Source organism: Paenibacillus marchantiae, assembly GCF_028771845.1.
GTDB lineage: Bacteria > Bacillota > Bacilli > Paenibacillales > Paenibacillaceae > Paenibacillus > Paenibacillus marchantiae.
In genome coordinates this window covers 1,544,213-1,561,781 of the sequence record NZ_CP118270.1, presented here as the reverse complement: position 1 = coordinate 1,561,781, position 17,569 = coordinate 1,544,213, and the positions used below count along the sequence as shown (strand labels likewise).

The 17,569-nt window shown below is 48.0% G+C and carries 21 protein-coding genes; 14 read left to right on the top strand and 7 right to left on the bottom strand.

What is annotated here, in order from left to right:
• The first annotated feature begins 64 nt into the window (after positions 1 to 64).
• Positions 65 to 1,189, top strand: coding sequence for an LLM class flavin-dependent oxidoreductase (locus tag PTQ21_RS07205; RefSeq protein ID WP_090810121.1), 1,125 nt, complete (start codon positions 65 to 67; stop codon positions 1,187 to 1,189).
• A 98-nt stretch (positions 1,190 to 1,287) separates the two neighbouring features.
• Here the strand turns inward: PTQ21_RS07205 and PTQ21_RS07200 are convergent, their stop codons facing one another.
• Positions 1,288 to 1,869, bottom strand: coding sequence for a TetR/AcrR family transcriptional regulator (locus PTQ21_RS07200; RefSeq protein WP_090810119.1), 582 nt, complete (start codon positions 1,867 to 1,869; stop codon positions 1,288 to 1,290).
• A 265-nt stretch (positions 1,870 to 2,134) separates the two neighbouring features.
• Between PTQ21_RS07200 and PTQ21_RS07195 the strand changes: the two genes are divergently transcribed.
• Positions 2,135 to 3,334 carry an MFS transporter gene (locus tag PTQ21_RS07195; protein ID WP_400348598.1) on the top strand — a complete coding sequence of 400 codons (1,200 nt, stop codon included), beginning with the start codon at positions 2,135 to 2,137 and terminating at the stop codon, positions 3,332 to 3,334.
• A 75-nt stretch (positions 3,335 to 3,409) separates the two neighbouring features.
• Here the strand turns inward: PTQ21_RS07195 and PTQ21_RS07190 are convergent, their stop codons facing one another.
• Entirely contained in the window at positions 3,410 to 4,453 is a 1,044-nt protein-coding gene (locus tag PTQ21_RS07190; RefSeq protein ID WP_274569290.1) for an alkene reductase, read from the bottom strand.
• Between the two features lie 193 nt (positions 4,454 to 4,646).
• Here PTQ21_RS07190 and PTQ21_RS07185 point away from each other — a divergent pair, with 193 nt between their 5' ends.
• Complete coding sequence (locus PTQ21_RS07185) at positions 4,647 to 5,510, top strand: LysR family transcriptional regulator (protein WP_090954152.1); 864 nt, start codon at positions 4,647 to 4,649, stop codon at positions 5,508 to 5,510.
• A gap of 103 nt (positions 5,511 to 5,613) precedes the next feature.
• Here PTQ21_RS07185 and PTQ21_RS07180 read toward each other — a convergent pair whose 3' ends face one another.
• Entirely contained in the window at positions 5,614 to 5,790 is a 177-nt protein-coding gene (locus PTQ21_RS07180) for a hypothetical protein (protein WP_161490616.1), read from the bottom strand.
• Positions 5,791 to 5,913: 123 nt separating this feature from the next.
• Here PTQ21_RS07180 and PTQ21_RS07175 point away from each other — a divergent pair, with 123 nt between their 5' ends.
• Positions 5,914 to 6,525, top strand: a complete 612-nt coding sequence (locus PTQ21_RS07175; RefSeq protein ID WP_063566288.1) for an esterase/lipase family protein — start codon at positions 5,914 to 5,916, stop codon at positions 6,523 to 6,525.
• A 251-nt stretch (positions 6,526 to 6,776) separates the two neighbouring features.
• On the opposite strand, the gene PTQ21_RS07170 is transcribed toward PTQ21_RS07175, so the two are convergent.
• From PTQ21_RS07170 to PTQ21_RS07160, 3 genes are all read right to left on the bottom strand, one after another.
• Positions 6,777 to 7,883: a Leu/Phe/Val dehydrogenase gene (locus PTQ21_RS07170; RefSeq protein ID WP_090810111.1), complete on the bottom strand. Its 1,107-nt coding sequence runs from the start codon at positions 7,881 to 7,883 to the stop codon at positions 6,777 to 6,779.
• Positions 7,884 to 8,079: 196 nt separating this feature from the next.
• The gene (cdaS, locus tag PTQ21_RS07165) at positions 8,080 to 8,709 is read right to left on the bottom strand and encodes a sporulation-specific diadenylate cyclase CdaS (RefSeq protein ID WP_063566290.1); all 630 of its coding nucleotides are present in this window, start codon (positions 8,707 to 8,709) and stop codon (positions 8,080 to 8,082) included.
• Between the two features lie 145 nt (positions 8,710 to 8,854).
• Positions 8,855 to 10,366, bottom strand: a complete 1,512-nt coding sequence (locus PTQ21_RS07160; protein ID WP_274570460.1) for a DUF6359 domain-containing protein — start codon at positions 10,364 to 10,366, stop codon at positions 8,855 to 8,857.
• A gap of 217 nt (positions 10,367 to 10,583) precedes the next feature.
• Between PTQ21_RS07160 and PTQ21_RS07155 the strand changes: the two genes are divergently transcribed.
• The 4 genes from PTQ21_RS07155 to PTQ21_RS07140 all read left to right on the top strand — a co-directional run bounded on the left by PTQ21_RS07155 (position 10,584) and on the right by PTQ21_RS07140 (position 12,182).
• Complete coding sequence (locus PTQ21_RS07155) at positions 10,584 to 10,877, top strand: hypothetical protein (protein ID WP_157258621.1); 294 nt, start codon at positions 10,584 to 10,586, stop codon at positions 10,875 to 10,877.
• Positions 10,878 to 11,030: 153 nt separating this feature from the next.
• The gene (locus PTQ21_RS07150; protein ID WP_162842450.1) at positions 11,031 to 11,186 is read left to right on the top strand and encodes a hypothetical protein; all 156 of its coding nucleotides are present in this window, start codon (positions 11,031 to 11,033) and stop codon (positions 11,184 to 11,186) included.
• A gap of 277 nt (positions 11,187 to 11,463) precedes the next feature.
• Positions 11,464 to 12,006 carry a GNAT family N-acetyltransferase gene (locus PTQ21_RS07145; RefSeq protein WP_274569289.1) on the top strand — a complete coding sequence of 181 codons (543 nt, stop codon included), beginning with the start codon at positions 11,464 to 11,466 and terminating at the stop codon, positions 12,004 to 12,006.
• A gap of 2 nt (positions 12,007 to 12,008) precedes the next feature.
• Positions 12,009 to 12,182: a hypothetical protein gene (locus PTQ21_RS07140; protein ID WP_274569288.1), complete on the top strand. Its 174-nt coding sequence runs from the start codon at positions 12,009 to 12,011 to the stop codon at positions 12,180 to 12,182.
• On the opposite strand, the gene PTQ21_RS07135 is transcribed toward PTQ21_RS07140, so the two are convergent.
• Entirely contained in the window at positions 12,142 to 12,918 is a 777-nt protein-coding gene (locus PTQ21_RS07135; RefSeq protein ID WP_274569287.1) for a Crp/Fnr family transcriptional regulator, read from the bottom strand. The two genes, PTQ21_RS07140 and PTQ21_RS07135, sit on opposite strands and share 41 nt — an antisense overlap.
• 378 nt (positions 12,919 to 13,296) lie before the next feature.
• Here PTQ21_RS07135 and PTQ21_RS07130 point away from each other — a divergent pair, with 378 nt between their 5' ends.
• From PTQ21_RS07130 to PTQ21_RS07105, 6 genes are all read left to right on the top strand, one after another.
• Positions 13,297 to 13,728: a GAF domain-containing protein gene (locus tag PTQ21_RS07130; protein ID WP_072734976.1), complete on the top strand. Its 432-nt coding sequence runs from the start codon at positions 13,297 to 13,299 to the stop codon at positions 13,726 to 13,728.
• A 160-nt stretch (positions 13,729 to 13,888) separates the two neighbouring features.
• Complete coding sequence (locus PTQ21_RS07125; RefSeq protein WP_053780067.1) at positions 13,889 to 14,539, top strand: response regulator; 651 nt, start codon at positions 13,889 to 13,891, stop codon at positions 14,537 to 14,539.
• A complete protein-coding gene (locus tag PTQ21_RS07120) occupies positions 14,532 to 15,644 on the top strand; it encodes a PAS domain-containing sensor histidine kinase (RefSeq protein ID WP_274569286.1) in 1,113 nt (370 codons plus the stop codon). The genes PTQ21_RS07125 and PTQ21_RS07120 overlap by 8 nt, the downstream gene beginning before the upstream one ends.
• 277 nt (positions 15,645 to 15,921) lie before the next feature.
• Positions 15,922 to 16,416: a chromate efflux transcriptional regulator ChrS gene (locus PTQ21_RS07115; RefSeq protein ID WP_063566298.1), complete on the top strand. Its 495-nt coding sequence runs from the start codon at positions 15,922 to 15,924 to the stop codon at positions 16,414 to 16,416.
• A 12-nt stretch (positions 16,417 to 16,428) separates the two neighbouring features.
• Positions 16,429 to 17,016: a chromate efflux transporter ChrB gene (locus PTQ21_RS07110; protein ID WP_274569284.1), complete on the top strand. Its 588-nt coding sequence runs from the start codon at positions 16,429 to 16,431 to the stop codon at positions 17,014 to 17,016.
• Positions 17,017 to 17,019: 3 nt separating this feature from the next.
• A complete protein-coding gene (locus PTQ21_RS07105) occupies positions 17,020 to 17,565 on the top strand; it encodes a chromate efflux transporter ChrA (RefSeq protein ID WP_053780063.1) in 546 nt (181 codons plus the stop codon).
• Positions 17,566 to 17,569 lie beyond the last annotated feature (4 nt).

Sequence of the window (17,569 nt, the reverse complement as noted above, 5' to 3'; positions counted from 1 at the left end):
CCTACTATTTCCATAGGATTAGACAACCCAGTGCTTTTCCAATCCAATCCAAGGGGATGGTTAGATGAAATTTGCCTTATTTAGTCTCATGATGAATCTTCCAAATGCCGTAACTGGTGAATCACTAACAACACAACAAAAGTTTCACAACATTTTGGAACAAGCCAAGCTGGCCGAACGGCTGGGGTTCGATGCATATGGGATCGGTGAGCGGCATGGCGCACCTTTTCTGTCTTCCTCACCTCCCGTTGTGCTGACCGCCGTCGCTGCTGCGACTTCACGTATCCGGTTGCTAACAACGGTCACTGTTCTCAGTATACTTGATCCGGTACGGGTTGCCGAGGATTATGCCACGCTGGATCAATTATCGGGCGGACGTCTGGAGATGATCATCGGGAAAGGCAATGATCCTCGGCACTATCCCCTGTTTGGCATTAGCGAGGAGGAACAATGGGATTCACTCGGTGAACGCTACGAACTGCTGAAACGGCTGTGGACTGAAGAGAATGTAACCTGGCAGGGAACGTATCGCCCTCCCCTTCAAGAGGTTACTACTCAGCCGAGACCGCTTCAGCAATCCATTCCGATCTGGCATGGCAGCGCATCGAGCACCCGCTCTACCGAGCTTGCAGCTAAGTATGGCGAACCGATATTTAGCTCGAATTCCTTCCACCCACAGGCAAAATACAAAGCGTTAATTGACCATTACCGGGAGCGTCTCGATTATTATGGTCATGATGCGAACCGAGCGGTGGTTGGCTCTGGTGCAGGCAGCCTATACCTCGCGAATACACGCGAAGAGGCGATCCGTCGTTATACGCCTTATTATGAGGCATTTCATGCTACGGCCGCTGCGCAGCACAACCAGTCACCCTTTAAGGACCTGGAGGATAACATTGCGCATGGTCCTGTACTGATTGGTAGTCCAGAGCAAGTCATTGAGAAGATCCTCAATTACCATGCCGCATATGGACATCAGGTACTGAGTATCAGCGTGGATGGACTCAGCCATGCAGAGCAGCTGGAGCAGGTAGAACGCTTTGCCCAGGATGTAGCGCCGGTGTTACGACGCGAAATACCCAGTTTCATATGGAACGAGCCCCCGCTCTTGAACGAGTCTCTTCCTTCTTCCACTTCGCATTCTCCTGATTCATGGCCCCCAGCCATCTCACCGATCTTCCAGGTATAGTTCTCAGTTCTCCACACAATCCCCATTCATCCACAAGCCTTTATGTATCCAGGGTGATTCTTAAGAATCGCCCTATCCCTCCCCCAAGATGTCTTTCTCTATGATCCAGATTTAATACCCTCAAACAAGGAGATCAACGAACGCTGCACGAATTCAGTATCTATCACTTCGCCAGTCACCAGCATGCGATAGAACATCGCTCCATAGACGAGGTCTATGCACAGTCCGATGTCACAATCCTTTTTCAACTGTCCCCGTTCTACACCTTTTTCAAAAATTCCCCACGCTTCGCGCCGACGAGGCTGAATGTATCTGGTTCGGTATTCTGCTGCAAGCCCTGGATCAGACTGTCCCTCTCCGACAATCTGTGTGATCACTTTTCCTTCCCGGCTGCTCAAAAAAACAACCAGATTGCTCGCATGAATGCGCACATCCTCAAATACCGATCCTGTATCCGGTACAGGCAATCTTGCCTTTGCCGCAGACATATACCCATCCATAATGACAGCACCTTTATTAGGCCACCATTTATATATCGTTGCTTTGCTCACCTTAGCACGTTCAGCAATTTTTTCGATCGTAATCGCTCCGAAACCATGTTCCAGTAATAATTCATAGGAAGCTGCAAGAATCGCATTCTGGGTTTCCACATTGCGGGGACGCCCTCTTTTGGCTGTCATCATAAGCCCTCCTTGGTGTAACCAATGCATCTGTAATTCATAAAAACTATACGTTCATTATACTAAAAGACCGATACATTAAACAATTTCGTTCTTACCTTACCTCGACATGAAAAAAATCCCCACGCCTATTTACAATACTAAACGTTTAGTTTATTATATGCTTACGATTAGTAAACGCACCGTTTAGTAATTAACAATTTCAATACAAGTTCACTTTAATAAAAAATAATTAGAGAACATGTGGAGGGTGATACTCATGGATATGCAAACTGATGTGAAATCAAATTCAGTTCCCAGTTGGTTGATTTTACTTTTGGCTGCGGCGTGCGGGCTGATTGCGGCAAACCTGTATTATGCTCAGACGGTTATAGGACCAATCAGCGTGACAACAGGGCTTTCCTCTGCTGCTGCGGGATTGATTGTGACGTTAACACAGATCGGTTATGTTATTGGCCTGCTGTTTATCGTTCCGCTCAGTGACATTCTGGAGAATAAGCGACTGGTAACTTTTTTCCTCATCATTCTAGTCGTTGCATTGATTGCCGCTGCTTTCTCTTCCCATGCCGTATTATTTCTGACTGCTTCCCTAGTCATCGGGATCAGTTCAGTCGTTGCGCAAATTCTGGTTCCCTACGCCACCTACCTCACTTCTGAGGAGCAACGCGGACGGGTTGTCGGCAACGTGATGAGTGGTCTACTGCTGGGCATCATGCTGGCTCGGCCAGTCGCAAGTTTTATTACAAGCCTGCTCGGCTGGCAAGCGGTCTTTGTCTTCTCGGCAATCATTATCGTATTGCTTACATTGCTCCTATCACGTGCACTTCCTGCACGTCAGCCACAACCTGCGATGAAGTACGGACAATTAATTCTGTCATTGGGCTCCCTGCTCAAAACATTTCCCATGCTCCGCCGCCGAGCCCTCTATCAGGCCAGCCTGTTTGGCGCTTTCAGCTTGTTCTGGACCACAGTTCCCTTGCAGCTCGCCAATGAGTATGGCATGTCCCAGCAAGGAATTGCCTGGTTTGCACTGGCTGGTGTTGGGGGTGCCATCGCAGCACCTATTGCCGGAAGATGGGCGGATAAAGGTTTAACCCGCATATTAACCGGACTCGCCATGGTCATCGCGGCTGCGTCTTTTGGGCTCGCCTATCTGTTCCAGGGCCACTCTACTGCTAGCCTTATTCTGCTTGTGGTCGTTGCCATCACACTGGATATGGCGGTCTCGGGTAATTTGGTGCTGGGACAGCGCATTATCTATTCGTTGAGCGAAGCAAGAGGACGCGTAAACGGGATATTTATGTCGATCTTTTTTGTAGGGGGCGCAATTGGATCATCTCTTGGCAGCTGGTCCTACGCACATGGAGGTTGGAGTCTCACCACACTGATTGGTCTGTTGATGCCTCTACTGGCACTCGTATACTACTTAACAGAAAAGAAAGTTACCGTCGTCAGTAACCCGTAACCATCCTTCCATATGTAAACAAAACAAAGGGCAGAGTGATCTTGAGGATCAGCTTCTGCCCTTTTCTTGCTACATTCACACCAACACAGTCAGATGTGCGTTGGCATCGTACTCGACCAACTGCTGCCCCGAACGCAATTTTTGCACCAGATCGGGATTGGCGATAAACGGTCTGCCGAACGCTGCCAAATCAATGCTCCGATCTTGCACTGCCTGCTCTGCGGTTGTTGCCTCAAGATCCCCTACTCCAATGATGATTCCATCCCACTGCTGGCGAATCGCTTCATGGAAATTGTGCTCCCCATCCCAGACTGTGGTGTATCGATCTGTTGAAGGATGCAAGATTGTAATACCTGTCTCACGGAACAGATTCAGATAGGCATTCAGCACTCCAGCCTTGTCTGACCAGACATAGGAAGGGTCATCATCTTTTTTCTCGGAAAATCGTACCGATATGCGATCCACGCTGATTTCTTTTTGGACTGCAATAATGATCTCCTTCAGAAAACGCAATCGTCCCTGGATATCGCCTCCGTATTCGTCTGTTCTGTGGTTCGTCTTCTCATTAATGAACTGGTCGATCAGATAACCATGCGCTGCATGCAGCTCAATTCCGTCAAATCCAGCCAGTACCGCATTGCGGGCAGCCGTTTGAAATTGTTGAACGGTATCCCGGATATCTTGCACACTCATAGCTTGGGGTATCTGATATGGCTTATGCAATTTATGGACTCTTCCTTGAGCCGGAATGCTTGAAGGTGCTAGTGGCGGGGTACCGATCAGATCGGAGTGAGACAGTCTGCCCACATGCCACAGCTGAGCGATGATGGTTCCTCCGTGTTTATGGACGGCATTCGTTACTTTTTTCCATGAAGCGGTCTGTTCAGCCGTATATAATCCGGGGATACCATAGGTTCCTTTGCCTGCCAGCGAGGGATTGATACCCTCTGTAATGATCAACCCTACACCATCCTGGGCACGTCGCTCGTAATACGCCACCATCTCTTCCGTCGCGGTCCCACCCTGATCATTGGCAAACCCTCGGGTAAGAGGTGCCATCACTAATCTGTTTCTCAAATGCCATTCGTTGATCGTCACCGGACTCAGTAATGTAGACATATTTTTCATCACAACTCCTTCTCCATTATCAGCGTTTTGCATGATTCCATTGCTCTGTAAAAGCTGTTGATAACGATATTGTAAGCCGGCATATATATATCGTAAAATGATTGAAATATATAGATGTATCTCTCATAGAGATACCTAACACTTCACTTCACTTCATTTCATTACAACTCAGGAGGCCAGAGCCATGGAACTCTCGGATATCGATATTATTCTCGCGGTGGCAAGGTCCGGCAAAATCTCACAGGCCGCCAAAGAATTGAATTATGCACAATCCAACGTCACCACACGCATCAAAAAACTGGAACAGGAATATCAGGTTCAGTTGTTTAACCGTTTTCCCAAAGGGGTGGTGCTGACTTCCAAAGGAGAACAATTTATCCAGTATGCAACACGCATCCGTGACCTGTTAAACGATCTGGAGCAGGATATGACTGATCCCGGTGAGCCTTCAGGCACGTTAAAAATCGGGATTGTGGAGACGGCAGCATCCAGCCGGTTCATGGAGATTCTCAATGAATACCAAGTGACCTATCCCGAGGTCTCCATCTCGCTTGTGAATGCCACTTCACCCAAAGTGCTGCGCAAGAAAATACAGGAATACGAGATTGATGGTGCCTTTATTAGTGGTGCGTGTGTAAAAGAGGGTCTGAAAGTGGAATATGAAATGCAGGACACGGTGCATATCATCTCCAAAAGGATGGACGTTCCACCCGAAAGCCTGTGTCAGGTTTCGTGGGTCGTTTTCCCAAAAGGCTGCCCATACCGTGAAATTACGGAGGAATATTTGCAGGAAGAAGGTTTGTCTGCTCGCAATATGATTGAAGTCAGCACGATGGATAACCTGCTTAGCTGTGTGGAGTCGGGAATTGCTTTTACCATTATGCCTTGCAGCGTTATTCACAAGAAACCGGATGAGTTCTCTGTATTTGATCTGGCCGAACGATTCACACATACCACAACGACCTTTGTCCGGGGTGAGGATCGATACGTCAGCAGCGCGCTGGATCAATTTGTGAAGCTGCTGAATCAGAAGTGTATTACATTTTGAAATAAAATTTCAATTTTCCCCATATCTGATTCAGCGCTTATCTAGGGCTAGAGAACACCAGAAGAAGAGATGCGTAAGTTCGCATCTCTTCTTCTGGTATTAGCTATAAAGGCTTTTTCTTACTTTTCACTAAAATGAATAGCAGGGATAGAAAAAATAAAATTTCTGACATGTTGACCAACAGCCTCATGCCTTCCCCTAATTCCTTTAATCCAAATAGAATATGGATTAGCGAAATCATTCCCGTCATTAAAGCGACCACTACAGCCAAAACCAGCATGCATTAATCCCCTCAAAATTTATTTTAAATTTTAATACTACCAAACCATTCCTTTAAATTACAAATAATGATAGATTAGGAGAGGTACAATATGGATATACATTCCAAAGGAGGATATTAATATTGAGTAAATCTATTATTCTACGTTGTGTCTTAACCTGTCTGTTCTTCGTTAGCTCGTTATCTTTGCTATCCATCCCTGCCGGTGCGGAGCAGTCAGCGGCGACCAATGGGCGCAATCCGATTGTGCTTGTACACGGTATTGGAGGCGCGGGATTTAACTTTGCCAGCATCGAAAGAGCACTAATAAACGAAGGTTATTCCCGAAGTGACCTGTACGCCATCGATTTCCTCGACAAGTCGGGAAACAATGTCACCAATTCACGTCAGTTATCCACCTATATTGATGATGTCCTGCGGAAGACCGGTGCCAGCCAGGTCGATATCATCGCCCATAGCATGGGCGGAGCCAACACCCTGTATTATATCAACAACCTCGGTGGTGGTAAAAATATAGGCAAAGTTATTACACTCGGCTCTCCCAACCGGCTTGTGGCCCGATCGGCACCAAACGGCATTGCATATACTTCCATCTACAGTACGTCGGACTTAATTGTAAACAATACGTTATCCCCACTGAACGGGGCGAACAATATTCGTATTTTCGGGGTGACCCATATCGGCCTGCTGATTGATCGTGGTGTTCAAAGTCACATCATGAACGCCTTGAAGTAAAACAAATGATAAAGAAGGCGGGCATCCATGGACGCCCGCCTTTTATCTGTACAATCGTAAGGAACACCAGACCGCGTTATTTCCTAAAATTTCGCTAATAAGACGCTAAAAACGCCTCAAATTTTGATATAACGTGTCTCAGGTTTCTTATCCTTCTGCTGACGCTTTAATCCCCTGAATATAAAAAGTCTCAGATTCGTTAGCGCTCCGCCCACGTTAAAGGCCCTCTTCAGCTCTCAGACAGAGGTTTCTTACCCGCGCAGTCTGCGGGAACTCAGCGCGTGATGACCATTTTGCAGAAACGTGCTGCGTGTATTTTTCATCAGTTCAATGCGGCGTTCAGCCAGGCGATCCGCAGCAATATACGTTGCGATGCCTTCGGTCCGTGACGTGTCGAAGATTTTCTCCAGATTATTGTAGATCTCCCCAACCTTGCTCCACGCACGATCTGCGTTATAGCCGTTCAGCTCATCCGCAATATTAATTACGCCACCTGCATTGATCACGTAGTCTGGTGCGTATACGATTCCCATTTCATGCAGCTTGTCACCATGACGCGGCTCCAGCAGCTGGTTGTTGGCACAGCCTGCCACAACCTTGGCCTTAAGCTGTTTCAACGTATCATCATTAATGGTACCGCCCAATGCACATGGAGCATAAATATCACAATCCACTCCAGTAATGTCGGTAGGGTCCACCGCCTTTGCACCGAATTGATCCACAGCCTGCTTCACGGAATCCTTATGGATATCGGTAACGATCAGCTGCGCACCTTCTTCGTACAAATATTTGCACAGACGCATCGCCACGTTGCCCACACCTTGTACAGCCACGGTTTTGCCTTCCAGCAGATCCGTGCCGAATGCTTGCTTCGCTGCGGCCTTTATGCCCCGATATACACCCCAGGCTGTTGCCGGGGAAGGATTACCGGAGGAACCGTAGCTTGGTGATATGCCTGTAACATAGTCAGTTTCCTGATAGATCAGATTCATATCTTCTTCTGTCGTTCCCACATCCTCTGCGGTGACATAACGTCCGTTCAGTCCCTGAATGTATCGGCCAAAAGCCCGGAACATCGCTTCATTTTTGTCACGGCGCGGATCCCCGATAATTACGGCTTTACCTCCGCCTAGATTCAGTCCGGATACAGCATGTTTATATGTCATTCCCCGCGCAAGGCGCAAGGCATCTTCAATGGCAGCTTCCTCCGAAGCATAGGTCCACATCCGTGTGCCTCCCAGCGCAGGACCGAGTGTTGTATCGTGAATAGCAATAATTGCTTTTAAACCAGAGGCTCTATCCTGGCACAGTACCAGTTCCTCATAATCGTGATGTTCCATTGCATCAAACCAGCTCATGTGTTAACCGTCTCCTCCAACCATTTTTGCGATCAATTCGCCTTCTTCAGTTCGTCTTCCATCCTCTATTGTACCCATGATTATCAAGTTTGTGCAAAACCACATCACGATGTAACAAAAAGACCTTTCTCTCTTCGCAGGGAAAAAGGTTCATTTACTCCAGCATGGAATCGGTAAAAAATCTAGCGACCAGTAATCATGGCAGGGTTTCAACCACGTTGATGGGATGCAGATCCCCTCCCACGGCGAATGAAGCTTGACCTGTCTCTTCCGAGACAACCAGCACAACCGCATCCGTCAGCTCACTTAATCCGAGAGCAGCCCTATGCCGTGTGCCAATCTTCCGCTCATGTGCAATGGCCTGTGACAAAGGCAATACATTGCCCGCGGATACAATCTGATTGCCCCGAATCAGCACCGCCCCATCATGCAGAGGTGCACCCGGTATAAAAAGCGATTCCAGCAACGCATGCGTGACTCTGGCATCGACTGCAACCCCTGAGTGGATAATTGGTTCAAGCGGAACTTCCCGTTCAATTACAATGAGCGCACCATATCTGCGATCCGACAAATGCTGTACACTGGCAGTCAGTTCGGCAAATTTCTCCGTGAAGGGAGACAGATAACAATCCAGATAAAAGGAAGAAGCCAGCACCTCGATCTGCTTGATCTCGGCCCGAATCTCCGCAAATTGGCCCAGCAGACACACACTGTCATGGTCAAAGGTGGATAACGTCTTGTTCATTCGATCTGCCACACGATGGAGGTCCCCTTTGAGTTTCTGCCTCATGGTCGAGCTGTCGCAGTCTGCTTGCCGATTCATCATGGTCTTCCTCCTCACCTTGGCATCTCACTCATCATTCATAATTACCCATACGTTTCCCTCTGCTCCGGGCATTTATGCAAAATAAAGCCTGTCCGCAATTGTGGCGAACAGGCCGATTTTCCGTATATTTTCCTTACTGCTAATCTTACTGCGCTTTGCCGTACGATCCTGCCTTAAACGTTGTAGGATCGTACCATTTGTAGCCTGCAGCCGGTGTAGCCCATGGTTCGGTTTGCGGCTCGGTGGAAGAAGCCGGCGCTTCAATTGCAAGCAGACTTGTCGGCGTATCCAATGTCAGTCCAGACACCTGAGACAGACTTGTGTAGCTTTCTTTTACTGCAAGCCATTTCACTGTATTCACAAGGAATACACCGTCATTCACTTCTTTGAAGCCATCATACGTTGTTTTGGCAGCACCTGTTTCTTCACGTAAATATTTTGGAGTAGCATCCTCAACAGGTGAGGAGTCGCCGATAAATGCTGCTTTACCTCCTCCGATCTTGGCGATCGCTGCGTAGGCTCCTTCAGCTCGTCCGCCGCCATTGTATACGCCCTGATCTACCGCGTTGCCCCATTTGGAAACCCCACTAGGTACATACACCAGACCTTTGGCTTTGTTCGGGTCAATAATGGCAAGCGTGGAACCAGCATGCATGGCTACTGCGCTTACGCCGGTTGTAATGCCGAACGACTGCGAAGGTGCGACGATATCGGTTGCATTAACATCTCCCAGTGCGTTGTAGCGGAAACGAATACCGAAGTTGGATGCCAACCAGTCGGAACTGGTCACACCTTGCATGGCTGGAGACTCGGCTTCTGCTGACGACATGCCTTTGGCCGGATTCAAGAATGCACCACGGCGATAGCCGTTGAATACTTCGGAGGAATCCCAACGGTTTTTGTTCCGGTCTGCGTTGTAGTGGTCGGCAATGAAGAAGACACTGCCACCATTCTGTACATATTGCAGCAGTGCAGCCTGCTCTGTCGCTTTGAAAGGCACGTTCGCTTCGCCGATAACGAAGACATCATAATCTTTCAATTTATTAAAGGTGATGGCTTGCTCACCGAAGGTATACGGGATGCTGCGATCCAGCTGATCCACGGTAAAGCCCGCGTTTCGCAAACCATTCGCAAAGTCCGAAAATGCCCCATCAATAACCCAGTCCGCAGCCCCGGCTGTCTGAGCATGCGTGTTATCGAATAATACTTTCTTCCCTGTACCATCCGGCAGCGTTGTGCTTGGATCAGGATCAGGATTGGTTGTTCCAGAGGAGAGTGCGATTGAGGTAGGATTCTTAACTCCGGCATAACTGTTATATGCGCCAAGTGTTCCGGTTATGATAACCTTCTGCCCCACAAGATTCGGGTTGGTAGCCAGTCCATATTGCGAGCGGTACGACGCTGGAATCTGCACGTCGAGCAGTTTCGCGTTAGTCTTCTCTGTCGCTGAATCTGCAATCAGGAAGTTAAAATCATTGGCGTAAGGAGATGTAAACTTGGCTGTAAGCGAACCGGTGGCATGTCCAACAATATATCCTTCCACCGTTGCCGTTGCTCCGCCACTCTGGGCAGCGATGGCCTGCGATACCGTAATAGGTGCTGCAGCGGCCTGTACCGGACCTTGTGAACCAGGTTGAAGCAATGCCGTCGCCATCATGATGAAGATCAGGAATGCCCCGATCCAATGCTGCCATATCGCTTTCTTCATACTTGCCTTCTCCTCCTCGTAATTACCTGATAATGGGTTATCCACCTTTAATTTAATCGTTCATATGCTGAATTCCTCTTTCTTTTTGTAAAATGTTTGAAAAAACTTTTGGAAATTCCACCAATTGCCCATACTGGTTAACAAAAGTATCCCAAAGGAGACCTGTATGATGAAGTTTCTTTTTCTTCTGCTCCTACTGATTGTTCCACTGATTATGGTTTTTGTTGCGCTTCGCTCTCGGATGGTGACCCGTGTTTTCCATGTACTTGCCCTGCTCTGCTTCTATAGTGCGGCGACTGTCATTGCCGGAGATGTGTACGCTACGAATGCCCATATGACAACGTTCACTACAGAAATTCACCATTTCCTGTTGAATGGATGGTTTCTTTATCCGTCTGCATACCTGGGTGTGTACATTCCCTATGTGCTGTGGATGAGCCTTTTTTCGAAAAAAAGTTGAGTACATTCGAGCCTTGGCATTGCATTTTGACATCGTTCATTGCATAATGATAATATAACTGTGATAATGATTATCATTCTTGAGCTTGTCTCAAGTCTTCTGCCTACTGTACATGACTTAACGATTTTATAGATAAAGGGGAACGAACATCGAATGAATACAACTCTGCAAAAGGCTGATCTGCAGCTTGACGATTATTTGGATCTTCTGAACCTGGCAACCAACCTGGGTGACACTAAATGGCAAAAGGAAATTATTCGCAAGCTGGCTTATACTTATCCCGCAGTTGAATGTAAACAACCACAATAGCATGCTTATACTTACATAGCTCGTAACCCATTCTTTACACGAATCGGTTATTGGGCTATTTTTGTTTTACTATATAATTGAACTAAACATTTACACGAGAAACGGAGAGGACAGAAAAAACCTGAAGAAGCGGAGCGTTCGCCTTTATCCCCGGATTTTCTCCTTTTAAAAAGGGAATCAAAAAAATCTGGGGATAACAGCGATCGGAAGGTTGTTCTGTCATCGAAGTGGCAAGTGTAAATATTCTTTAGTTCACTTTATATAGGAGGGAATAGCTATGCAATTGGAGACCGAACGACTCATCATCCGGGATATTCTGGAGACAGACTGGGAAAGTATACATAGCTACACATCCATGACAGAAGTTACTCAGCATACGGCATGGGGACCTAATACGGAAGAAGATACGCGAGATTATGTGGAATTTGTGCTAAATTCACAGCAAACACAACCACGAGAGGGTTTTGAACTGGCGATATGCTTGAAAAAGGAGGGCATTCTGATCGGCGGTGTTGGCCTTCACATCGAAAAGACGAACGCAGAAATCGGTTATGTGCTCAATCCCGTTTATCAGGGAAAAGGGTACGCTGCCGAAGCAGCCCGAGCGATGCTTGGCTTTGGCTTCAATACACTTGGCGTACACCGTATTTATGCGAAATGCCGCCCGAACAACAAGGCTTCTGAGAAGGTTATGCAGAAGATTGGTATGCAGCGTGAAGGTCTGATGCGAGAGCATTGGTTTTACAAAGGGGAATATCATGATTCGTGTCTATATTCGATTCTTTCAAAGGAGTATGTAAGCGCGAATGTTGAACGTTAAGCGTGCCTACAACAAAAAAACATTTTAACCACGCCAAAAAGCTGATCCCGAGTAAATCGGACATCAGCTTTTTTGATTTCTCCGTAACGACCCCAATCGCCATCGAAGGTAAAACTACTATTCAACTTGCTTTCATTACAATCGGCACAGCTCTACCGGGCAGCTTGGAAATGTAGGACATCCGCACATACAGCGTAAGGCTGCCAGGTCACGAATCATCAGCTTTCCATCCATGGTGTCCAGCGTCCCCTGTTCCTTCCATGCTCCCAACATACGCGTTACACTCTCCCGCGTGGCACCAATCATTTCCGATAATTCGGTATGATTCAGCTTCATGTCGAGCACGATGCCATCCGGCGTAATTCTGCCATACGAGTTGCTGGCACGAATGAGCGTCGATGCGAGTGCACCTGCCTTGCCATAGAGCAAGAGGTCACGGAAACGCGACTGGGTGATACGCTGGGCGAGGGCCATCCATTGCAGGAATTTCAAGGCAAGATCACCATGTTTGCTGAGCACACTTTCCAAGTCGCTGAGCGAGATAATCCCCAGCTCCCCTTTGCCTGCCATCTCTGCACTGTAGCTGTGAGTCAATCCGCCTATACCGCCAAACTCTCCAATCAGATCCCCGGTTTGCTGAATCGATAAAATGATTTCTTTCCCATCCTCAGTCGACTTGGTCAGCTTCACTCTTCCCGAGCGAATGTAGTACAGGTATCCGGCTTCATCGCCTTCCAGAAAGAGACTGTACCCCGACTTTACCCGTTTTGGCTGCATCTTCGCCTCGATCAAGCCCCACTGTTCAGCTGTCACGAACGAAAGGATTCCACCTGTCTCCCGTGTCATCTTGCTCGCCTCTGTCTGTTCTTGTTGTGTCGCCTGGGTTGTTCTTTCTGTAAATACCGTACCCATTACCATCGTCCCCCTCGGTGTTTCCTTATGTATCCATCATACCGCGAATATAGCGTGGGGGTTATCGGGGGATTACCTGAACCTCACGGGGAAACTCCCTGAATTTTCTGTGAGATAAATCACACTTACGAGATCCCTTCACGACTCCGTAATCGAAAAAAGCCTTGCCATTCCTGGCCTCAATGCCTGTCCATACACAGGATCAGCAAATTGCAGAACGGAAATAGGGGTTTTCCCTGAATTACAACACGGAAGAAAGGGGCTACAATAGAAACAACAGCGAAATACCCTTATTTTAAGATGTTCCCTGACCACAGGATAACGATATTGATTACACCGTAACGTACGGTATGATTCCAAAAAAGGAAGTGTCCTCTCATGCATGATGAACTGCCATCTGGCATTCAGGAGATGATCGACGGCCTGCGCCTGAGTACCTCCAGCGATTTTTGCGGACTGGCCTGTCTGTCCGGCACGATGCTGCGCTGGAAATATACATCCGGCGCCAGTAACGAACGTGTGAAACGCATGGAGATGCGTCCCGGACAAGATCTGGTTGGCACAGCGCTTCGAACTGGACGCACCGCTCTATCTGATGCACAATCCACCGGTGAGCATACACCCGGCCGTTGCCCGTTAATGCTTGCGGAGCGGTTGGTATGTGCCATAGCGGTGCCTGTGTTCCAGCAAGGAAGTGTTCCTGGCGCCGTGTTGCTCCTTGGCAGCAGATTACCCTGCACGTTCTCACCAGAGATGGTCCGTCAGACCGAGCAGGTCGCTATACAGCTGCAGCCAAAAGTGTACGGATAAAGATAGTTGTCTGTAATACGTTAAGAAGTCTTGTTATTTCCTTATAGGAAGTAACACGGACTTACAGAGAATCGAAGCCATTCAGAGATTAACCTCTGAATGGCTTTCTTTTTTGGTATGATAAAGAAAGAACTGTGGAACCGGACAGGAGGAAAATGATGTGATTCAATTATTAGTTGTCGACGATCATGTAGTTGTACGCTCCGGGCTGATTGCCCTGCTCGACGGAAAGAATGATATACATATTGTTGGAGACGCGGCCGATGGGGATGAAGCTATTGCCAAAGCACAAGAACTGAAGCCGGATGTGGTCTTAATGGATTTCAGCATGCCGCCAGGCAAAGACGGTCTGACCGCTACTGCTGAATTGAAGAAATTGATGCCGGATGTCTCCATTTTGATCCTGACCATGCATGACGATGAAGAATATCTGTTCCGCGCCATCCACGCGGGAGCATCCGGATATATTCTCAAGAGCGCACCGCATGAAGAATTGCTTGCCGCTATTCGTTCCGTAGCAGAAGGTAGCGCCTATCTATACCCGAGTGCGACCAAGCGGCTGATGAGTGAATACCTGGACAAAGCGAAGCAGGAGAACGCTGGACCGTATGACACGTTATCCGAACGAGAGAAAGAGATTTTGTCCTGGATTGCCAAGGGTTACGCCAACAAGGAAATCGCTGAACATCTGGTGATCAGTGTCAAAACGGTTGAATCCCACAAAAGCAATCTGATGGAGAAGCTCGGCCTTCGAACCAGACCGGAACTGGTGAAGTTTGCGATGAAAAAGGGGTTGCTGAACTTTGAGTAGCACACGTAAAAACAGACTTAGCGGATTTGCCGACCAGCCTGTGCGTCAGTTATTAGAGGAAATCGACAGTCACATTACAGATACTGAATTTCGCAGCAGACTGAAAGGTTCCCTGCATCAGCTCAGTGATCTGAAGTTTGCCTTGGATGAGTCGTCCATTGTAGCCCTCACGGACCGCAAAGGAAAGATCCAGTATGTAAACGACAAGTTCTGCGAAATTTCACAATATAATCGGGAAGAATTGATCGGCCAGGATCATCGGATCATTAATTCGGGTTATCACGGCAAGAATTTTATGAAAAACCTGTGGGAAACCATCTCTTCCGGACGAGTGTGGAACGGAGAGATTCGTAACCGTGCCAGGGATGGCAGCCATTATTGGGTGAATACAACGATTGTGCCTTTTCTCGATAACGATGGTGAGCCCTATCAGTATTTGGCTGTTCGCAGTGAGGTAACCAAGTTGAAGCGGGTCGAAGCTGAGATACAGACGATGATGACCCAGGTCATGAACATTCAGGAAGAGGAGCGGCGTCGCATCTCGCGTGAGCTGCATGACGGCATTGGACAGAGTCTCTTCTCTCTTGTTATTCAGATGGATCGTCTGTTGGTGGACCAACCTCAATCTGGTGTGGAAGCACTGCGAAAACAAGTTACGGGCATTATGGAGGATGTACGCGGCATGGCATGGGAGCTGAGACCCTCCGTACTGGATGACCTTGGTGTCGTTCCGGCCATTCGCACGTATATCGAGAACTATACCCGGCACTACGGGATTGAAGTGGAGCTGGAATGTAATCTGCGAAAACGGCTGGAGATGAACCGAGAGATCGCCATGTACCGCATTATCCAGGAGGCGTTAACCAATGTAGCCAAGTACGCCGATGTGTCAGAAGCACATGTGACGGTGGAAGATTCGGAAGAGGCAACCGTTGTGAAGATCGTGGACCAAGGCGCAGGGTTCAACAGTACGACGGCTGGTAACGGTGTTGGTCTATTTAGCATGGAGGAGCGCGCTCGTGGAGCCGGAGGTACACTTGTAGTATCTTCGGAGCCTGGCGAAGGAACTGTAGTTACCTTTTGTCTACCCAAAACTTTTCATTAAGTCGCTTCAACCTGTACTTTATATAGAAGACTGTTTACGGATGTGCTCCGTGAACAGTCTCTTTTTCGATTCATGCCTGCATCCTGCTCCCATTCATCATCTCTGATTGGTAAAAATGACAAAATGAAAGCTTTGAATCGGATAAATTCAACATTTACAATAAATATATTGACTCCAATTACGATTCGTCATTAAAATATGAATGCTGCATACAAATTGTACGTAGATTCTATCATAATTCTTTATTCTATATAGTTAAAAAAAAGGATGGTCAATCATGTCAGAGAAACGCTCCTCCAAAGGTGGAGAAATCCCGCAAATGCACAATCTGGATGCAATCGATCGTAAAATCATTGCCGCCCTTCACCAAAATAGCCGGATATCCTACACCGATCTGGGTGCACAGATCGGTTTGTCCCGTGTGGCCGTTCAGGCCCGCATTAATGCCTTATCCGAAAAGGGAATCATTGAACGCTTCACCGTGGTTATTAATCCGGGCAAAGTTGGACTCCAGGTCTCTGCCTTTTTCAATGTCGATGTAGAACCGCTATTCCTGGATGAAGTAGCCGCGAAACTGGACGAAGAACCCGCAGTAACCAGCCTCTATCATATGACAGGCCCGAGTACCCTGCACATGCATGGAATTTTTGCAGATATGGAAGAGATGGAGCAGTTCCTGCTGGAGAAGCTCTACAAGATGCCAGGCATCGTCAAGGTAGAATCACAGCTGTTGTTAAAACGATATAAAAGCCGAATGGGCATGAGACTCTAGGAGGAAATCAGCATGAGTTGGAAAGATTACAACGGTCTCGTCATTGGGATGGTACGAACCGGAATTTTGGGATATGGCGGCGGCCCCTCGGTTATTCCGCTGATCCGTTATGAAGCCGTTACCCGCTATAAGTGGGTGAGCGATGATGAGTTTGGCGAGATTTTGGCCATTGCCAACGCTCTGCCTGGTCCCATTGCTACCAAGATGGCCGCGTATCTCGGGTATAAAACGAAGGGCGTGCTGGGCGCTATTGTGTCGGTCCTGGCCCACATTTTGCCGACGAGCATCGCCATCATTGCGCTGCTTGGTTCCATGTACGCGCTGCGCGAATCGAAAATCGTAGCAGGCATGGTGGCAGCTGTTCGCCCGGTCATTTTTGTCATGCTCGGCATGATGGCATACGAATTCGCCAAGAAAGCATGGAAGGGACTCGGTACAACCTTTGCCGCCCTGTTCGGTGTCCTTACATTTGTACTGCTGCAGCTGCTGGATATTCACCCCGGTATTGTGATTGCCGTCTTCCTCGGATATGGCGTCTTCCATCTGGATGTGGTCCAGCGTTTCAAATCCAAACGCGATTCCGACAAGGGGGTATCCTAAGCGATGCTTCAGACATGGTGGGAATTGTTTTGGGGATTTTTTGTAGCCAATATCTTGGGATACGGGGGCGGCCCCGCCTCCATTCCGTTAATGCAGGAGGAAGTGGTCAACCACTACAAGTGGATGACCACCGAGCAATTCGGTGATGTACTCGCTATCGGCAATGCACTTCCCGGTCCAATCGCGACCAAAATTGCCGCATTTGTCGGTTATCAGGTAGCTGGCTGGTTTGGCGCATTCATCGCCAGTTTTGCCACAGTTGTACCTTCTGCTGTCGCGTTAATTCTGCTGCTTCGTTTACTGAACAAGCATCGCACTTCACCAAAGGTGAAAGGGATGACGTTGCTCGTACAACCGGTTATTGCTGTACTTATGATCTTACTTACATGGGAATTCGGTCAGGTATCCACCAATTCCATCGGCATTTGGCAGACATTGATCATTGCAGGGATCTCGCTTTGGGTCATGACCAAGACCAAGCTGCATCCAGCCATCCTCATCGTCATTGCTTTTGCATACGGTGCGCTGGTTCTGTCTCATACGATGTAATTCA